We start from the raw sequence: 18,599 nt of genomic DNA, 5'->3' as shown, positions 1-18,599 counted from the left end.
GCGCCGGCTCCCGCACGGGCTGTCGGCGGCCGGGTCCGGGCCGGCGGCGCGCTGACCATCCCGGGCCGCCACCCCGACGGTGGTGGCCCGGGGGGACGGCTCACACCTGGGCGCCGGCCCGACGGCTCGCGGGCAGGACCAGGCGGGGCGGTTCGTGCAGGTCGAAGGCCCGGTGCAGGGCCCGCACGGCCTCGTCGAGGCGGGCGCGGTCGCACAGCGCCGAAAGCCGCAGCTCCGAGACGACGAGCTGGCGCAAGCCCGCGCCGGCCAGGGTTTCCAGGAATCGCGCGGTCACCGTCGGGTCCGAGCGCACCCCGGTACCGATCACCGAGACCTTGCCCGCGCTCTCGTCGTGGGCCAGCCGGGTGAAGCCGATCTCCGGTCGGCGGGCTTCGAGGGCGGCCAGCACCCGCGGCAGGCCCGGCTCCGGCACGACCACGGTGACCTCCACTGTGGACGAACCGGCGAGCGCGGGCGTGCGGGTGAGCATGTCGACCTCCACCCCGGTGACCGCGACGGCCCGCAGCACCAGCGCGGTGGTGGCCGGGCCGGACGGCACGCCGGTGAGGGTGACCGCGGCGACCGAGCGGTCGTGCGCGACGCCGGTGATGGCGGGCTGTTCCATGATGTCCTCCGGGTCTGCGGAAACGAGGGTGCCGGGGTGGTCGGTGTAGGAGGAGCGAACGTGCAGCCGGACGCCGTGGCGGTGCGCGCACTCCACGCACCGCGCCACCAGCACCTTGGCCCCGGCCGTGGCCAGCTCCAGCATCGCCGGGTGGCCGAGGGCCGGGATCCGGCGCGCGTCCGGCACGAGCCGGGGATCGGCGGTGTAGACGCCGTCGACGTCGGTGTAGATCTCGCACCGCCGGGCGCCGAGCGCGGCGGCCAGCGCGACCGCGGTGGTGTCCGAGCCGCCGCGGCCGAGGGTGGTGGTGTCGGAGGTGTCCGGCCGGACGCCCTGGAACCCCGCCACCACCACGATCCGGCCCTGGTCGAGCTCGCGGTGGACCCGGGCCGGGTCGATGTCGAGGATGCGCGCGCCGCCGTGGGCCGCGGTGGTGCGCAGCCCGGCCTGCCGGCCCGACAGCGAGCAGGCCTGCACCCCGATCCGGTGCAGCGCCATGGTCAGCAGCGCGCTGGAGATCTGCTCGCCGGCCGAGAGCAGGTGGTCCAGCTCGCGGGGCGAGGGGGTTTCGCCCACCTCCCCGGCGAGGGCGAGCAGTTCGTCGGTGGTGCGGCCCATCGCCGAGACCACCACGGCCACCCGGCTGCCCGCCCGGCGCGCGGCCGCGATCCGCGCGGCGACCGCGGCGAGCCGGTCCGGGGTGGCCACCGACGAGCCACCGTACTTCTGCACGATCAGGGTCATCTCACGGCCCCGGCCGCGGTTTCGAGCGCGGCCAGCAGGATCCCCGCCGCGGTGCCGACCACCTCCGCGGTGACGTTGAGCGGCGGCAGCAGCCGCACCACGCAGTCGCCGCGCCCGCCCAGCTCGACGATCAGCCCGAGGCGCAGCGCGTGCTCCTGCACGGCCAGCGCGAGGGCCGACGCGGGCGCGCCGGTGGCCGGGTCGGCCAGCTCGATGCCCCACATCAGCCCGAGCCCGCGCACGTCCGACACCCAGGGGTGGCCGGACAACGGCGCGAAGAGCTCCTCGAGCTGCCGCCCGCGCTCGGCGACGTTCGCGAGCACGCCGTCGCGCTCGATGATTTCGATGGCCCGCACCCCGGCGGCGAAGGCGAGCTGGTTGCCGCGGAAGGTGCCGCTGTGCGCGCCGGGTGCCCAGGTGTCCAGGCGCCGGTCGTAGATGATCAGCGCCACCGGGGCGCCGATCCCGCTGAGCGCCTTGGACGCGATCACCACGTCCGGCTCGATGCCGTACTGCTCGAAGGCGAACCAGGTCCCGGTCCGGCCGCAGCCGGTCTGCACCTCGTCGACGACCAGCGGGATGTCCAGCTCGCGGGTCAGCTCGCGCACCCGGCGCACGAACGAGGGCCGGGCCGGGATCACCCCGCCCTCGCCCTGCACCAGTTCGAGCACCACCGCCGCGGGCCGCGCGATGCCGCCGTTCGCGTCGGTCAGCGACCGCTCCAGGAACTCCACGCAGTTGGTCGCGCAGTGCTCCGGCACGAGCCCGACCGGGCACCGGTGGCAGTAGGAGTACGGGAAGAAGTGCACGCCGGGCACCGGGTTGGCGATCGGCTGCTTCTGGCTGACCAGCCCGGTCAGGCTCAGCGCGGCGTGCGTGCTGCCGTGGAAGCCGCCCTGGAACGAGATGATGTCGCCGCGCCCGGTCGCGGTCTTGCACAGCTTGAGCGCGGCCTCGACCGCGTTCGCCCCGGTCGGCCCGCAGAAGTGCAGCTTCATCCGCGACCGCATGGCCTCGGGCAGCATGGCGAGCTGGGCCTCGGTGAACTCGTCCTTGGCCGGGGTCGGGAAGTCCAGCGCGTGGGTCAGCCGGCCGAGCTGGCCGGCCACGGCCTCGACCAGCTCGGGGTGGTTGTGGCCGAGGGAGAGCACCCCCGCCCCGGCCAGGAAGTCGATGAACACGTTGCCGTCGACGTCGCGCACGAAGCTGCCGGAGCCTTCGGCGATCGCGATCGGCAGGTGCCGGGGGTAGGCCCGGGCCTGGGACTCCCGGCGGTCCTGGCGGGCCAGGTACTCGGCCGAGCGGGGGCCGGGCAGTCCGCCGTGGACGGACGGTCCGGTGAGCGGTGCGGGGTGGGCGAGGGCGGTCATGGGGCCAGTTCTCCTCGGGCAGTGGGGGCGGGAACGGAGGTGGTGGCGCCGAGTTCGACGGCGGGGTTGCCGCCCCAGCGGGCGGCGGTGGTCACTTCGGTGCCCTTCATCAGGAACGAATCGGGGCCGAGCACGGCACCGTCGGCCATCGTCACTCCATAGTGGACGAAAGCGTTGGTGCCGACGACGCAGCCGGCGCCGAGGCTGATCCGGTCGGACTTGAAGGCGCCGTCTTCGAGCGAATGGCCCTGCAACACCGCGGAGAGGTTGAGCACGCAGTCGTCGCCGACGCGGACCAGGCTCTTCTCCGGGATGCCGCAGCCGTCGTCGAACACGCGGCGGCCCATCCGCACCCCGAGCAGCCGCCAGAGCAGGATCTTGAACGGCGTGCCGTTGAACAGGGTCAGGTACCGGCCCGAGCTGAGCTTCCAGAACCGCTCGTGCCGCCAGAACACCGGGTCGTAGATCGAGCAGAACCGCGGCCGCAGCCGGCGGAAGCCCGCCACCGCGCGTTCGACCAGGATCCAGTAGCCGACCAGGAACACCAGCGAGGCCGGCAGGTCGAGGGCCCACACGAGCGGGCCGAACCGGGGGTGCAGTCCGCCCGCGACCAGCGCGATCAGCACCGTCCCGCCGAGCCCGAGGCACTGGGCGAGCAGGTAGACCAGCATGGTCACGGCGTTGTGCCGGTTCTTGCGGGCCAGCCCCCGGCGCAGCGCCTCGCCGGTGGCCAGCCCGGCGAACCGGCTGTCGCGATCGACCGAGCGGGGGATCTCGAAGCACGGCGAGCCGAGCAGGCCGGTGTCCTCGCGCAGCGGGCCGTCCAGCGGGATCATCACCTTGGTGGCCAGCAGGCAGTTCGACCCGGTCCGGCCGCCGGTGGGGTAGTGGATGTTGTTGCCGGCGAAGTTCTGCTCCCCGATCATCGTCGGGGCCAGCCGGAACGAGGTGCTGGAGTAGTCGAGGTTGCCGATGCTCAGCCCGTCGGAGACCATCGTGCCCCGGCCCACGCCGGACAGCAGCGGCGAGTCGTGCCGCACGGACAGGCCGAAGTTGGAGCCGGTCTGCACGAAGTCGCCGAGGTCGTAGCCGATCCCGCGCAGGTAGTGCACGATCGCCGAGCTGTCGCCGAAGAGGTTCTGGAAGGTGCGGAGGTTGCTCAGCCGGGTGATCGTGCGCTGCACGCCGTGGTGGAAGCCGAACAGCGGGTAGACCCGGCCGGGCCGCACGAGCCGCGACAGCGCCCGGGGCAGGGTGGTGATCAGCAGCAGCCCGGCCAGCAGCAGCCCGAGGTACAGGCCCGAGGTCTCGCCGACCTCCGCGGCGGCGTCCGCGGCCCCGGTCAGCGCGGTCGAGGTGAACAGCCGGTCGGCGGCGGTTAGGGCGCCCAGCAGCAGCGGCACGTAGACCAGGACCAGCAGCAGGAGCCTCAGCACGCTGAACCGCACGCGCCGGGCCGGTCCGCACGGCCGGGGCTCCAGCGTGTCGTAGTCCACAGTGGAGGTGACCGCGGGGGAGCCGTGCCAGTGCGCGCCGTCCGGCACGGACTGGCCCTCGTGCAGCGACGAGCTGTGCCCGAGCTGCGCCCGGTCGCCGAGCGTGGTGTTGATGTCGAGCACGGAGGCCTCACCGACGAACACGCCCGCGCCGAGGGTCACCCGGCCGGTGCGCAACCGGCCGGATTCCGCGCGGTAACCGGTGAAGAGGGTGTCCTTTCGGATGATCGTGCCCGCGCCGACGGTGAGCAGGTCGGTGCAGACCGGCAGGTTCGCCGACAGGATGGTCACCCCGGGGCCGATCCTGGCCCCCATCAGCCGCAGGTAGCCGACGTAGAGCGGGGTGCCCACGAACAGCGTGAGCGGGTTGAGCCGCTGCAGCGTCCGGACCGCCCAGAACCGGGCGTAACCCAGGCTCCACAACCGGATCTCGGTGGGTTTCCAGCGTCCGACCAGCAGCCACTTGGCCGCGATCGACACCGTGCACAGCACGGTGAACCCGGCCGCGGCGAAGCCGGCCGAGCGCAGGTACAGCGCGAGCAGCCCGTCGCCCTCGCCGACCCAGGTGATGCCGTTGTCGAGCACGAACGCGTCCATCGCGCAGTAGACGAGGAACACCAGCAGTTGCAGCACGCCGCACAGCAGGTACCCCGGCCCGCTCACCGGCCGGGGCGGTGGCGGGGTGGCCACCGGTGCCGCGGGGCCGGCGGGCGCCCGGGTGTCCAGCGCCGCGGCCAGCGCGGCGAGGTGGGGCTGGAGGTAGACGTCCTTCATCGACACCGGCGGCAGGTCCGGGTGGGCGCGGACCCGGGCGCAGAACCGGGCGATCAGCAGGGAGTTCGCGCCCAGGTCGGCGAAGACGTGGTCGCGCACGGAGACCCGGTCGGCCCCGAGCACCCCGGCCAGCAGCCCGGCCAGCTCGCGTTCGGTGCTCGTGGCCGGGGCGACGTGCGCGCGGTCCGAGCCGGTGCTGCGCGGGCCCCGCGGCGCGGGCAGGTTCCGGCGGTCGGCCTTGTTCCCCGGGGTCAGCGGGATGGTGTCGAGTTCCTGCAGGTAGGCCGGGATCATGTAGCCGGGCAGCCGGTCGCGCAGGTGGGCCAGGATGCGGTCGTGGGCGAGCGGCCCGGAGTCGGTGCGGCGGCTGTAGTACGCGGCCAGCTCCACCGTGCCCGGGACCGGCGCGTGGGTGCTGACCACGGCCGCGGCGATCCCGGGCAGGCCCAGCAGCGCCGATTCGACCTCGGTCAGCTCGATGCGGTAGCCCCGGATCTTCACCTGCGTGTCGATCCGGCCCCGGTACTCGATCAGCCCGGCCGGGGTGATCCGGGCCAGGTCGCCGGTGCGGTAGATGCGGCCCGAGGGGTTGTCCGGGAGGCCGAGGAAGTCGGGGATGAACGCGCGCTCGGTGAGCTCGTCCCGGTTGAGGTAGCCCCGGGCCAGGCCGATGCCCGCGATGCCCAGCTCGCCGGCCTGCCCGGGCGCGGCCAGCCGCGGGGCGTCGGGGTCGAGCACCACCACGGAGTAGGTCGGCAGCGGCACCCCGATGGTCACCGGCCCGGCCGGGTCGACCACGGCCCAGGTGGCGGTCACGGTCGCCTCGGTCGGTCCGTAGACGTTGAGGAACCGCCGGTCCGGGCGGTGCCAGCGGGTGATCAGGTCCTCCGGGCAGGCTTCGCCGGACACGAGCAGGAACCGCAGCTGCGGCAGGTCCTGCTCGACGGTGGCCAGCAGGGTCGGCACGCAGCACAGCGCGGTGACCCGGCGCTCGGTGAGGAAGGCGTGCAGATCGTGGCCGACCAGCGCCGCCCCGCCCGGTTTGGGCACCAGCGTGGCGCCGGAGAGCCACGGCACCCAGATCTCCTCGACCGAGAAGTCGAAGGCGATCGTCATGCCCTGGTAGACCCGGTCGGCCGGGCGGATCCCGTAGGTCTGCGCGGCGACGCGGACGAAGTTGCAGATGGCGGCCTGGTCCACGGCCACGCCCTTGGGCCGGCCGGTCGAGCCCGAGGTGTAGATGACGTAGCAGAGTTCCCCGGCCGGGGCCGGGGTCTCGGCCGGGCCCAGCCGGGTCCGGTCCTGCCCGGCGATCGCCGCGCTGGTCCGGACTTCGTCGAGCAGGACCCACCGCACGGCCGGCTGCTCGGCCGGTGCGCGCAGGTGCGTGCAGGTGAGCACGGTCCCGATGCCGGCGTCGCCGGTGATGTAGCCGATCCGATCGGCGGGGAACCCGGGATCCAGGGGGACGTAGGCGGCGTTCACCTTCAGCACGGCGAGCATGGCGGTGTAGGCGTGCACGGCGTCGTCGAAGAGCAGCCCGACCCGGTCCCCGCCGCCGACGCCGAGGCCGATCAGGTGCCGGGCCAGCCGGTTGGCGCGGGCGTCGAGCTCGGCGTAGGTGAGCCGCTCGCGTTCGGCGTCCGCGGCGAGGTGGCCGCCCCGCTCGTCGCACTGGGCCTCGAACAGGTGGTGCAGCCGTTCACCCGGCCGCCAGCGGGCCCGGTTGTCGGCGTCCGAGCCGGTCAGCACGCCTTCGCCGATTCCGGTCCGCGGGGGCCTGCCGGTGACGCCGCCGGGTGGCGGCGCGTCCGGAGTCAAGCTCGTCATGCACTACTCCTCATTTGCGCGGGGTTCGGCCTCCGCCGATGAATGGCGATCCGGTGCTGAGGGAAACGCGATTAGCGGGGTGAGCTTAGCCCAGACACTGCCACGTCAAGCGTGAGTTACCGGTGAATGTCCACGGCGGTGATGGGCCGGGGAAAGAACGATCAAAGCCGGGGTAAGTTGCTGGGCTGAGAGGGTGAACCGGAATTCATTCCCGGTGGGGTCCGAGCCGGTCCGATGCCGGATTTCTGGTGAAAGTGAGTGGCGCAGTGAGGATGGCTGTGAATATTCACAGATTCTCCGGAGGGATTCGAATAATACGGTCCGTGGTGGCCAAACGGGATCTTCGGGGAACTATCGAGCGATGACTAAAAACTGTTGTTTTATTGGGGCCGAGACGATTCCGGCCCCGGGTCCGGTGGTCTCCCCCGGTTCGAGGGCCCACCCCGGGGCTTTTACGAATTCGGCAGGGCCGGGGGAGGTTCGGGCAGCGAAGCGGAGCCGCCGGGGCAGTCACCCGGTGAGTTCAACTGCCGTCCCCCCCGCGGACGTCTGGGGTTCAGCCGGTGCTGGTCGACTGGGCCGCGTTCCTGACCGGCTGCTCCTAGAGAGACGAAGTGACACAATTCGCACAGGGCGGGGAGGCTGACCCGCTGGCCTCGTTCACCGCCGACGTCGAGGGGATCAGGGCCAAGGCCGAGGCGATGGCCGAGCGGCTGCGCACCGCCACCGGGACCGCGCGGACGCCGGACGGCGCCGTGTCGGTGACCGTCGGCGCGGCCGGGGTGCTGCAGGGGATCACCTTCGGCGCCAAGGCCTACCACCGGCCGCCGGAGGCGCTTTCGGCCACGGTCATGCAGCTCGTCGCCACCGCGCAGAAGCAGGTTTCGGCCGAGGTCTACGACGCGTTCGGCGGGCTGGTCGGCGGCGAGGGCTCCGAGGCTATGTCGATCCTGCAGGAATTCGTGCCTCAGCCCGACGAAGAGGACGAGCCGGCGCCGGAGGCCACGCCGCCCCCGCCTCCGCCCCCGCTGCGACCGCCGTTGCCCTCCGCGCGGCAGCAACCGCTTCCGCCCGATTCGTCACGGCCGCAGACTGCATCCCGGCCGCAGCCGCCGTCCCGGCCGCCGCAGCCGTGGTCGTCCCCCCATCCCGCGGCCGAGCCGCCCCAGCAGCAGGGTCCCCCGCCGCGTCGTCCGCCCCGGTCGGCGCCGGTCGAGGACGACCCGGACAACAATCCTTGGTAGAAAGGGAAAATCGTTGGCAGGCAGCGGTTTCACGGTCAACGCGGACGAATTGCACGAGTTCAGCGGGTACCTCAGCGGCACCACCGCGCCCGCGGTGAAGCAGGCGGCCGGCGGCGTGCACGGGGCGAACGGCTTCGACAACCAGGCCTTCGGCATCCTGCTCGCGCAGATCCTCGCCGTTCCGGCGCGGATCGCGATGGGCGTGGTCGCGGGCAACCTGGACCAGATCTCGGCCGACGTCAGCGCCACGGCCGACAGCACGAAGAAGGCCGCGGAGGCCTACACCAACCAGGACCGGAGCGCCTCGGACGGGCTCGGCATCTTCAAGGCGGAACTGAAAGCATGAGCGTCGTGGAGCCCATCACCTCGTCGAACTCGACGTCCGGGGCGGGGGCGATCGACAGCTGGCACAGCGTGGCCTCGTCGATCGAGGAGATCAAGACCGCGCACGGCGCCGACGCGGCGGCCATCGGCGTCGAGATCGGCGTGACGGTGATCGGCGCGATCGCCGACACCGCCGCGCTGGTGCTGGACCCGCTGGCCAAGCTGACCTCGGCCGGTCTCGGCTGGCTGATCGAGCACATCTCGTTCCTCAAGGAGCCGCTCGACCAGGTCGCCGGCGATCCGGCGGAGATCAAGAAGCTGGCCGAAGAGCTGCACCGGATCGGCGAGACGCTGCGCAACGCCGCGAAGGATCTGGACACCGCGCTGAGCACCCAGATCACCCACTGGAAGGGCGACGGGTACGACGCGTTCAAGAAGGAGGTCGACACCCGGCGCGGGCAGATCGAGGACTCCGGGCACTCGGTCGACATCGCGGGCTACGTGGTCGAGACCACGATGGCGCTGGTCACCGCGGTGCGCTCGCTGCTGCGGGACCTGATCACCACGGTGCTGGGCGACATCATCGCCACGGTGCTGGTCGGGCTGGCCATGGCCGCGTTCACCTTCGGCGCGTCCCTGGTCGCGGCCGTGGGCACGAGCGTCGCGCTGGCGGCGGCGCAGGCGGTGTCGTTCGCCGCGAAACTGGCCAAGCTGATGGGCCTGGGGGAGCGCACCGTCGGCCGGCTGGTCTCGCTGTCGGCCAAGATCAAGCCGCTGCCGAAGACCGGCGGTTCGACGCACGAGCTGGGCCCGGTCACCCCGCGTCCCGGCGGTGGAACCCCGCACACGGAAACGCCGCCGCACACCGAAACGCCGCCCGGATCGCCGCACACCGAGACGCCGCCGCACACCGAGACGCCTCCGCGCAGCGACACGCCCGAGGGCGCACCACCGCCCCCGCACGAGGAAGCCCCGCCGGGCACCCAGCCCCACGAAGACGACGTCTTCGACGACTGGGTGCACGCGGACGACCACTTCAACGGCCCGCCCCCGGGCAGCCGGCCGCCGACCCCGCACGACGACGCGCCGCCGACTCCGCACGACGACGCGCCGCCCGCGCCGCACGACGACGCGCCGCCGACGCCCCATGACGATGCACCGCCGACGCCCCACGATGACGCGCCGCCCGCGCCGCACGACGATCCGCCGCCCCCGCCGCACGAGGAGGGCACGACCACCGCCGGGGACCACGCCGACCCCCCGCCGGTGCGGCCGCCGGAGCCGCAGTCGCCGTTGAAGCCGTGGGAGATCAAGAAGATGAAGGCCCACGAGTCCTGGTTGCAGGGGGCGAGCTGGGAGAAGGTCAAGTGGGTGGAGAACCGGTTCAAGACGGTTCCGGCCCTGCAGAAGTACTACCCCCTGGTCAAGGGCCTGTCCGACGCGAAGAGCAGCAAGAACTTCGTCGGCTGGGTCGGCAAGGACATCGTGAACATCGACAAGGCCCTCACCGACGTCCAGATGCAGGCCGACCAGGCCTGGGCGGAATCGGACCGGAAGTGGCGCGAGGAGCACCCGGACCCCGCCGCCTCCGGGCCCGGTCAGCCGAAGGCCTGAGCCCGGTGCACCCGGCCGGCCGCGGGCCCTGCTCGCGGCCGGCCGGTTTCGGGCTCGGCGGAGGGGTGCTACTCGGGCCGGGGTGCGCCACCGGCCTGGAAAAGCCTTGCGGTCACAGTGTTTTGAGCGTCTGGATGACCGGCGCGGTCTCCGTGCGCTGGACCCCGGGCAGGGCGGCGACCGCGGTGGTGAGGTAGCCGAACAGCGCCGCCGGGTCCGGGCACAGCACGCTGGCGAACAGGTTGGTCGATCCGGTCGTGGCGGCGGCGAACGGGACTTCGGCGTGGGCGCCCAGGGCCCGGCCCGCGGCGAGCAGCCGGTCCGGGGCGACCGAGAGCCACAGCAGGGTCTGGCTGGACAGGCGCAGTCCGCGGTAGTCGTAGTCCACGTCGAAGTACACCGCCCCGCTCGCGCGCAGCTCGGCCAGGCGGCGCCGCAGGGTGGTCACGGGCCGGCCGGTGGCCGCGGCCAGCGCGGTGAAGCCGGTGCGGCCGTCGGTGTCCAGCAGGGCCAGCAGCTTCCGGTCGCCTTCGTCCAGGGTGACCGGGCCGGGCGCGGGATCGGGCGGCGCCACCCCCAGCCGGGCCACCTGCGCGGGTGACAGCGCTTCGACGATGCTCTGCCGGCCGCCGAAGAACACGTGCAGCAGGCAGTTCGCGCTGACGTCGAGCACCTGCGGGGTCCGGGGCAGCTGCTCCAGCAGCAGGGCCTCGCTGTCCTGGCTGGTCGGCGCCCGCACCGTCGCGACGATCTCCGTGCCGCCCGAGGTCAGCTTGACCCAGGAGGTGTCCGGCCGGCGGGCCAGGGCCCGGCCGACGGTGCGGGCCACGTTCGGGGTGCAGCGGACCCGGACGAACCACCAGACCTCGCCCAGCCGGGCCGGGTCGGTGCGGCCGGTCACCCTCAGCCGGCCGGCCGAGCGCAGCCGCGCGTAGCGGCGGGCGACGGTCTGGTCGGACACGCCCAGGACCCGGGCGATCGTGCTGAACGGGGCCCGGCCGTCCAGTTGCAGGGCGTGGATGAGCTGGAGGTCCAGCCCGTCGAACACGGTGGACTGGTCGGAAGTCGCCATGAAGACCGATCCTAGGTCGAGATCAGCCGATTCGAGCCGACCGGCTGGGTGTGACCGGCAGCCGTGCCGAGAATGGGTGGAGCCCCGGGGCGCCGGCGAAACCCCGTCGGCGCGGGGCCCGAACAGGGAGATCCACGGATGACGACACTGGTGATCGGCGCTCGCGGCAGCATCGGCCGGGCGGTGCTGGAGCGGCTCGTGGCGGCGGGGGAGCCCGTGCGCGCATCGCTGCGCGACCCGGCGAAAGCGGACTTCCCGGCCGGGGTGCCGGTGGTCGCCGCCGACCTGGGCCGGGCCGAGACGCTGCGCGCCGCGCTGGACGGGGTGCGGAAGGTCTTCCTCTACGCCCCGGCGTCCGGTGCGGACGCGTTCATCGAGGCCGCTCGCGAAGCCGGCGTGGAGCAGGTGGTGCTGCTCTCCTCGGGCAGCGTGCTGCTGCCCGGCGCCGAGGGCAACGCGATCGCCGAGGAGCATCGGGCCGTCGAGCGGGCCTTCGCCGGCTCGGGCCTGCGTTGGACCCCGATCCGTCCCCTGGTGCTGGCCGGGAACGCGCTGAACTGGGCGGCTTCGATCCGGGCCGAGGGCGTGGCCCGGCTGTTCCGCCCCGACGCGGTCACCGCGCCGGTCCACGAGCACGACATCGCCGCGGTCGCGGTCGCCGCGCTGGCCGGGAAAGCCGGTACCGCGGGCATCCTGACCGGTCCCGGGCGGCTGAGCCACCAGCGGCAGGTCGAGCTGGTCGGCCGGGCGATCGGGCGGGAGATCCGGATCGAGGAGCTGACCGCGGACCAGGCCCGCCGGCGGTTCGGGCCCTCGCCCACCGTCGACGCGGTCCTCGAACTCACCGAAGCCGCGGCCGCGGGGGGATCACCGGCGACCTGCACCGTGGAGCAGGTGCTCGGGCGGCCCGGTCGCCCGTTCGCCCGGTGGGCGCGCGACCACGCCGCCGACTTCCGCGGCTGAACCGCCCCGCCCACCGGCGGGGATGCAGTCCGGGGCCGCGAACATAAAGCGGGGCAGCGGATCGATCATCCGCTGCCCCGCTCCGCCGGTGTCCGGCGCCGATCAGTCGAAGGTGAACGAGTAGGCCTCCAGCCCCGGGCTCAGCGTCAGCGACAGCTCCCCGCTGTGCAGTTCGGGGGTCTGGGTCAGCCGGTACAGGTTCGGGGTGCCGCTGACGGTGAAGGTGCGGGGCGGCTGCCCGTCGCTGGTGGTGACGGTGACCGTGCCCTGACCGGCCAGCACCAGGTTGGTCGACTTCGCGGCGTAGCCCAGGCGGATCTGCGCGCCCGCCCCGGCGGTGGACTTCTGGTAGTCGATGGTCCAGTTGCCGCTGTAGGCGACCTTGCCGGCCGGGATCGTGGTCGGCGCGGTGTAGGCGGTGGGCTTTTCGAGCTCGAGCGGGCTGGTGCCGGCGTAGGTCTTGGGCAGCTCGCCGAAGTTCAGGTAGGTCTCCCGGGTGGTGCGCTGGTCGGTCGGCGTGGTGTCGGGCAGCTCGCCCGGGGCCGGCAGGGTGGCGCCGGGGTTGCTCTGCTGAAGCAGGGTCCGGACCAGGTTCTCGGTCTGGTCGTAGGCGCCCTCGCCGAGCTTGAGGTACCGCACCTGGCCGGAGGCGTCGATCAGGTAGCGCGCGGGCCAGTACTGGTTGCGGAAGTTGTTGAACGTGCTGGTCTCGTTGTCGATGGCGACCGGGTAGGTGATGCCGAGCTTCCTGGTCGCGGCCTCGACGTTGGCCTGGTCGTGCTCGAAGGCGAACTCCGGCGTGTGCACCCCGACCACGTCGAGCCCGGCGGCGTGGTAGCGGGCGTAGAGGTCCTTGATGTGCGGGAGGCTGCGCTGGCAGTTGATGCAGGAGTAGGTCCAGAAGTCGACCAGCACCACGTGCCCGCGCAGACCGGCCATGGTCTCCGCGCGGCCACCGGGGGTGTTGAGCCAGGCGGTGATGTTCTTGAAGTCCGGGGTCGGCCCGCAGTCGCGCAGCTCGCCCTTGGTGTTGTCGGCGCAGTGGTCCAGCGCCTGGTTGCCGGAGTTGCCGAGGCTGGACAGGCGCAGCTGGCTGATCGCGTCGGAATTCTCCACCTTGCTCTGCAGCGCGTCGGTGTAGTTCGGCAGCGAGCGCTGCAGCAGCGAAGGCAGGTCGAAGTAGAGCGCGACGGCCAGCAGCAGCATCACCACGCCGCCGATCGCGCGGACCTTGCGGTTGTTCTTGCGGAAGAACTTGACCCGCTCGGACAGCTTGGCCCCGGCCAGCGCGAACACCAGCAGCGGCGCGGTGGCGCCGATGGCGAAGGAGATGGTGAGCGCGACGGTCTCGACGCCGATCTTGCCGTTCGCGGCGGCGATGGTGATCGCGGTCAGCACCGGCCCGGCGCAGGGCACGTAGAGCAGGCCCAGCCCGAGGCCGAGGCCGAACCCGCCGCGGTTCGGGTTGACCTGGCGCTGCGGCAGCTTGGCGAACGGCTTCTCCAGCAGGCGCTCCAGGGCCGGGATCAGCAGGCTCAGCCCGACCACGGTCAGCACGACCAGTCCGACCGTGCGCAGGATGTCGTCCGGCAGGTTCAGCGCCTTGATCAGCAGCGAGCCGACCAGGGTGAAGATGGTGAAGCTGAGCACCAGGCCGCTGATCACCGCGTACGGGCGCCGGTTGCGGGCCCGCTGCTGCTTCTTCTCCGCCACGGCGACGGCGCCCCCGCCGCCCCCGCTGCCCTCACCTTCCGGCGGCTGCGGCCGGTCCGGTTCCGCGGGGTCGGTGTTCTTGGAACTGCCGGCGAAGAACACCACGGGCAGCACCGGCAGGATGCACGGGGACACCCCCGTGATCAGGCCGCCGAGCAGGCCGATCAAAACCAAGGTCCACATCGCTGCACGCCTCCACCTCGTGGCTCCCGGCCCGCCGCCGGTGAGCGCCTCTCTCAGGGGTGATTCGGCGCCGGTGCGGATCCGGACCGGTGGATTTCTCCGCGTAAGCGGTTCGAAAGATCCATCCGTTCCGCATCTGCGTCACGTCCGGGTCACGGCTCGGCCGGGGAACCCCGACGTAGTCCTTTTAGGACAATTGCCCGCGCGTGGCCGGCCGGACGGCCGGGCCTCCGGCTCGGTTCGGCCGCGAGCACGGCGGGAGGAAGACCCCACTGAACGCCGGCGGAGCGGGCCGCCGGCGGAGGTTCACGGCCGGGCGACGATCAGCCGGAGCGCCCCGGCGAACTCCGGCTGGGCCGCCACCGCGCCGTAGCGGCGCTGCCACCGGCCCGAGGCGAGGTCGGCGCGCAGCCGGGCCGCGAACCGGTCGATCGCCTCGGGCTCGACGAAACCCCAGGCCGACTGCGAAGCGCGCACGGCCGGGTCGAGGAAGCGCTCCGGCCGGGCGTAGAAAGCCTCGGTGAAGCCGTCGACGCAGTCCACCGGCACCGGGACCGGGGTGACTTCGCTCGTGCCGCCCAGTACCTGCCGGATGTGCTCGATCGCGGGGTAGCGGCGGCGATCGACGGCGATCACCTCGGGCGCGTAGTCGGCGAGCCAGAAGCGCTCCAGTGCGTCGCCGTCGAAGGTCAGCACCACGACCGGGCCGCGGGTGACCCGGCGCAGCTCGCGCAGGCCGGTGTCGGTGTCGGACCACTGGTGGACGGTGACCATCGCCATCGAGGCGTCGAAACTGCCGTTGCCGAAGGGCAGGCGCTCGGCGGTGGCGTCGATCGCCTCGACCAGGCCCGCGGGGCGCTGGGCCCGCATCGACGCGGACGGCTCGACCGCGGTGACCTCGCGGTCCGCCGGCTCGTAGGAGCCGGCCCCGGCGCCGACGTTGAGCACCGTGCGGGCGTCGCCGAGCGCGGCGTGGACCAGCGCGGCGATCCGCGGGTCGGGCCGGCGCTGCCCGCCGTAGCCCGCGCCGTGGGTTTCGTAGTCGAAGTCGCCCGCGATCCGGCTGCGCATCCGCTCACCCTGGAGGAGCCTCCGGCCGGGCGTCAAGGTGCCTGACGGCGAGCCAGACCCGGTCCCGGGTCAGCGGCAGCTCGGTGAACCGGACGCCGGTCGCGTCGCGCAGGGCGTTCGCCAGCGCCGGGGCGACGGGGTTGAACGGGCTCTCGCTCATCGACTTCGCCCCGAGCGGGCCGATCGCGTCCGAGGTGTCGGTGAAGTGGACCTCGGTGCGCGGCACGTCGGCGAAGGCGGGCAGCCGGTACTGGCGGAAGGCGGCGGTGGTGACCGCCCCGTGCCCGTCCACGCGCACGTGCTCGAACAGCGTGGCCCCGAGCGCCTGCGCGACCCCGCCTTCGACCTGGCCGCGGCACTGCATCGGGTTCACCACCCGCCCGGCGTCGGCCGCGTGCACGCTGCGCAGGATCCGGATCTCGCCGGTGCCGGGGTCGACGGCGACGCGGAACCACTGCGCGTTGAACGCCACCGAGCGCGGGGTGCCGTCGAAGTGGCCGTCCGCGGCGAGCTCCCGGCCGGCGGCTCGCGCGGCCTGGTGGAGTTCCTTGAGCAGCAGGCGCTTCCCGGCGCCGGTCACGGCTTCCACTTCGAGCCGGCAGGCCGCCCGGTCCACGCCGAGGTGCCCGGCCGCAAAGTCCAGGAGCTGCCCGGCCAGCGCCCCGGCCGCGCGCAGCACGGCCTGACCCGCGACCACGGTGCCGGTCGAGCCGAAGGCCCCGGTGTCGTGGCGGACCAGATCGGTGTCGGACTGGCGGACGGCCACCCGGCCGGCCGTGGTGGCGAGCTCGCCGGCCGCGATCTGCCGGTGCACGGTGGTGGTGCCGTTGCCGAACTCCGCCGTGCCGACGGCGACGTCGAAGGTGCCGTCCGGCCGGAGGCTGACCTGCGCGTCGGCGAAGTGCCCGCGCGGCGGGGCGGTCGCGATCATCGCCAGCGCCGCCCCTTCGCCGGTCAGCCAGCCCGGCGGCGCGGGCTCGGCGGGCTCGGCCGCCGCCGCGCGGATCACGCCGAGGCACTGGTCCAGCCCGTAGCTGCCGATGCGGAGGTCCTCCTCCTCGCCGCCGGCGCCGGTCATCGCCTCGCCGTCCCGGACCACGGTGCGCTCGCGCAGGACCAGCGGGTCGAGGCCGAGCCGGTGGGCCAGCTCGTCGAGGACCGACTCGACGGCGAAGACGACCTGGCCGAGGCCGTAACCGCGGAACGCGCCGGAGGGCACGGTGTGGGTGTAGACCGAGTAGCCGTCGGCCTTCTTGTTGGGGCAGCGGTACACGGCCAGTGATTCGCCGCAGGCGTGGAAGAGCACGCCGGGGCCGTGGTTGCCGTAGGCGCCGGTGTCGGCGACGACGTGCAGCGCCAGCGCGGTCAGGCGGCCGTCGCGGCGCGCGCCCGCCTTGACCCGCACGGTGAACGGGTGCCGCGTGGTGGCGCCGAAGAACTGCTCGGCCCGGGTGTACTCCAGTTTCACCGGCCGCCGCAGCTTCAGGGCGGCGAGCACCACGACGTCCTCGACCAGCATCTCCTGCTTGCCGCCGAACCCGCCGCCGACCCGGCCGGCCACCACGCGCAGCCGGTCCTCGGGCAGGTCGAACAGCGAGCACAGCGCGCGGCGGGTGAGGAACGGGGTCTGCGTGCTGGAGCGGACCGTGAGCCGGCCGGTGTCCTCCTCGAACCAGGCCACCGCGCCGTGCGTCTCCAGACTGGCGTGCTGCACCCGCTGGGTGCGGAAAGTGTTCTCGTACACCACCTCCGCCTCGGCGAAGCCCGCTTCGACATCGCCCACCTCACCGTGCAGCTCGGCGACGACGTTGTCCCGGGGCCGCGCGATCCCGCTCACGTCCGGGTCCTTGTCGTGCACGACCGGGGCGCCGGGCCGCAGCGCGGCTTCGGGGGTGGTGACGGCGGGCCGCACCTCGTAGTCCACCTCGATCCGGCGGCAGCCCTCTTCGGCGGCGGCCTCGGAGTCCGCCACCACCGCCGCGACCCGCTGGCCGACGTGGCGCACCACGCGGTCGAACACCCGGGTGTCGGCCGGATCGTCCTCGACGTGCTCGTGCTGGGCGGTGGAGTACAGCCGGTCCGGGGCGTCGTGGTGGGTGAGGACCAGGTGCACCCCGGGCACGGCCAGCGCGGCGGCGGTGTCGATGTGGCGGATGCGCGCGTGGGCGTGCGGCGAGCGCAGCAGCTTCAGGTGCAGCAGACCGGGCACGTCGAGGTCGAAGGTGTACCGGGCGGTGCCGGTGACCACCTCCGGACCGGCCGGCGCGGGCAGGTTCCGCCCGACCGCCCGGCCACCGGCCGGCTCCTCCGCGTGCCTGACCCCGCGCACGGCGTCCTCGATCGCGCGGTAGCCGGTGCAGCGGCAGAGATTGCCCTTGAACGCGCGGGGGAGGTCGGCCGGCTGGTCCTCCTCGAGCGCGGCGGTGGTCATCAGGAAGCCCGCGGTGCAGAACCCGCACTGGAAGCCCTGCGCGTCGAGGAAGCGCTGCTGGACCGGGTGCAGCTCCCCGTCCGCGGCCAGGCCCTCGACGGTGGTGACGCGACGCCCCTCGGCGCGGACGGCCGGGTAGACGCAGCTGTGCACGGGTACCCCATCCACGTGCACCGTGCAGGCGCCGCAGTCCCCGGCGTCGCAGCCCTTCTTCACCCCGAAGCAGCCGCGTTCACGCAGGTAGGTGCGCAGGCACTGGCCGGGCCGGGGCTCGGTCTCGAACCGCTGCCGGTTGACCTCGATCCGGTAGCTCACCAGGCCGCCCCCAGCTCGCGCCGGATCTCCTCGGCGAACCGGAAGCTCAGGTGGCGCCGCCACTGCGGAAGCCCGTGGAGGTCGTCGAACCAGTCCTGCGGGCTGATCCCCCCGAGCAGTGCTTCCCGCAGTTCGCGCTCGTCCGGCGGGGCCGGGAAGCCGAACCGGAACGGCCGCACGGTCGAGGCGGTAACGGTGAGGGTGAAGCCCTCCGGGCCGAGCGTGCCGATGAGCAGGACGCCGGAGCGGCCCAGTCCGTGGAGCGACGCCTGGCGGAACGCCGTGCGCCGGGCCAGCGCGGCGGCGGGCAGGGTCACCGACCGCAGCAGCTCGCCCGGGGCCAGCACCGTGCGGCCCGCGCCGGTGACGAACGCGGTCACCGGCAGCCGCCGCGCACCGCCGTCCCGCGTGGTGAGCCGGACGGTGCCCTCCAGCGCCGCGGCCAGGGAGATCATCGGGCCGGCGGGCAGCGCGTTGCACAGGTTGCCGCCGACCGTGGCCAGGTTCCAGATCTTGAACGAGGCGAGGAAGGCCCGGCAGCACTGCTCGATGAGCCCGGTCCGGCCGTCCCGGGCGGCGAAGCGGGACAGCTCGGTGATGGTGCAGGTCGCGGACAGCTCGACCGAGCCGTCCGCGAGCCGCCGGACCGGCGGCCAGCCGAACCGGCCGAGGTCGACCAGGCGGCGCAGGTGCGGCTGCGGCTCGGAGAACAGGTAGGTGCCGCCGGCCAGCCAGGCGTCGCCGGGCCGCCAGGGCGGCGCCTGGCGCGGGTCGAGCACTTCGGTCACGGTGTTGAGGTCCACGGGGTCCGCTCCTCTCGGTCCTTGAAG

At 73.3% G+C, this 18,599-nt stretch carries 12 protein-coding genes; 4 read left to right on the top strand and 8 right to left on the bottom strand.

Annotated elements, in window-relative coordinates; all coding sequences use genetic code 11:
• Positions 1-100 precede the first annotated feature (100 nt).
• Genes NYF13_RS23545 through NYF13_RS23535 form a run of 3 tightly spaced genes read right to left on the bottom strand, consistent with a single transcriptional unit; the run spans position 101 to position 6,839 of the window.
• A complete protein-coding gene (locus tag NYF13_RS23545; RefSeq protein ID WP_315659707.1) occupies positions 101-1,369 on the bottom strand; it encodes an aspartate kinase in 1,269 nt (422 codons plus the stop codon).
• On the bottom strand, positions 1,366-2,739 hold the full coding sequence (locus NYF13_RS23540; protein ID WP_315659706.1) for a diaminobutyrate--2-oxoglutarate transaminase family protein: 1,374 nt from the start codon (positions 2,737-2,739) through the stop codon (positions 1,366-1,368). The genes NYF13_RS23545 and NYF13_RS23540 overlap by 4 nt, the downstream gene beginning before the upstream one ends.
• Positions 2,736-6,839, bottom strand: a complete 4,104-nt coding sequence (locus NYF13_RS23535; RefSeq protein ID WP_315659705.1) for a Pls/PosA family non-ribosomal peptide synthetase — start codon at positions 6,837-6,839, stop codon at positions 2,736-2,738. The genes NYF13_RS23540 and NYF13_RS23535 overlap by 4 nt, the downstream gene beginning before the upstream one ends.
• 614 nt (positions 6,840-7,453) lie before the next feature.
• Here NYF13_RS23535 and NYF13_RS23530 point away from each other — a divergent pair.
• The 3 genes from NYF13_RS23530 to NYF13_RS23520 are packed head-to-tail and all read left to right on the top strand — an operon-like array spanning position 7,454 to position 10,021.
• Positions 7,454-8,083: a YbaB/EbfC family nucleoid-associated protein gene (locus tag NYF13_RS23530; protein WP_315659704.1), complete on the top strand. Its 630-nt coding sequence runs from the start codon at positions 7,454-7,456 to the stop codon at positions 8,081-8,083.
• Positions 8,084-8,096: 13 nt separating this feature from the next.
• Positions 8,097-8,429, top strand: coding sequence for a hypothetical protein (locus tag NYF13_RS23525; protein WP_315659702.1), 333 nt, complete (start codon positions 8,097-8,099; stop codon positions 8,427-8,429).
• Positions 8,426-10,021 carry a hypothetical protein gene (locus tag NYF13_RS23520; RefSeq protein ID WP_315659701.1) on the top strand — a complete coding sequence of 532 codons (1,596 nt, stop codon included), beginning with the start codon at positions 8,426-8,428 and terminating at the stop codon, positions 10,019-10,021. Before NYF13_RS23525 ends, NYF13_RS23520 begins: the two co-directional genes overlap by 4 nt.
• Positions 10,022-10,133: 112 nt before the next feature.
• On the opposite strand, the gene NYF13_RS23515 is transcribed toward NYF13_RS23520, so the two are convergent.
• The gene (locus NYF13_RS23515) at positions 10,134-11,093 is read right to left on the bottom strand and encodes an Lrp/AsnC family transcriptional regulator (RefSeq protein ID WP_315659700.1); all 960 of its coding nucleotides are present in this window, start codon (positions 11,091-11,093) and stop codon (positions 10,134-10,136) included.
• A gap of 138 nt (positions 11,094-11,231) precedes the next feature.
• On the opposite strand from NYF13_RS23515, the gene NYF13_RS23510 reads away from it, so the two are divergent.
• Complete coding sequence (locus NYF13_RS23510; RefSeq protein ID WP_315659698.1) at positions 11,232-12,056, top strand: NAD(P)H-binding protein; 825 nt, start codon at positions 11,232-11,234, stop codon at positions 12,054-12,056.
• Between the two features lie 102 nt (positions 12,057-12,158).
• On the opposite strand, the gene NYF13_RS23505 is transcribed toward NYF13_RS23510, so the two are convergent.
• The 4 genes from NYF13_RS23505 to NYF13_RS23490 form a co-directional block, all read right to left on the bottom strand.
• On the bottom strand, positions 12,159-13,952 hold the full coding sequence (locus NYF13_RS23505; RefSeq protein ID WP_315659696.1) for a cytochrome c biogenesis protein CcdA: 1,794 nt from the start codon (positions 13,950-13,952) through the stop codon (positions 12,159-12,161).
• Between the two features lie 306 nt (positions 13,953-14,258).
• The gene (locus NYF13_RS23500) at positions 14,259-15,023 is read right to left on the bottom strand and encodes a class I SAM-dependent methyltransferase (protein ID WP_315659694.1); all 765 of its coding nucleotides are present in this window, start codon (positions 15,021-15,023) and stop codon (positions 14,259-14,261) included.
• 4 nt (positions 15,024-15,027) lie between these two features.
• Positions 15,028-17,769 (bottom strand): molybdopterin cofactor-binding domain-containing protein, encoded by a 2,742-nt coding sequence (locus NYF13_RS23495; RefSeq protein ID WP_315659692.1) that lies wholly within the window; start codon positions 17,767-17,769, stop codon positions 15,028-15,030.
• Complete coding sequence (locus tag NYF13_RS23490) at positions 17,766-18,572, bottom strand: FAD binding domain-containing protein (RefSeq protein ID WP_315659691.1); 807 nt, start codon at positions 18,570-18,572, stop codon at positions 17,766-17,768. The genes NYF13_RS23495 and NYF13_RS23490 overlap by 4 nt, the downstream gene beginning before the upstream one ends.
• Between the last annotated feature and the right edge of the window lie 27 nt (positions 18,573-18,599).

The organism is Amycolatopsis sp. PS_44_ISF1, assembly GCF_032335455.1.
GTDB lineage: Bacteria > Actinomycetota > Actinomycetes > Mycobacteriales > Pseudonocardiaceae > Amycolatopsis.
The sequence above is the reverse complement of the archived record's forward strand: the minus strand, read 5'-3'. Positions and strand labels throughout refer to the sequence as shown.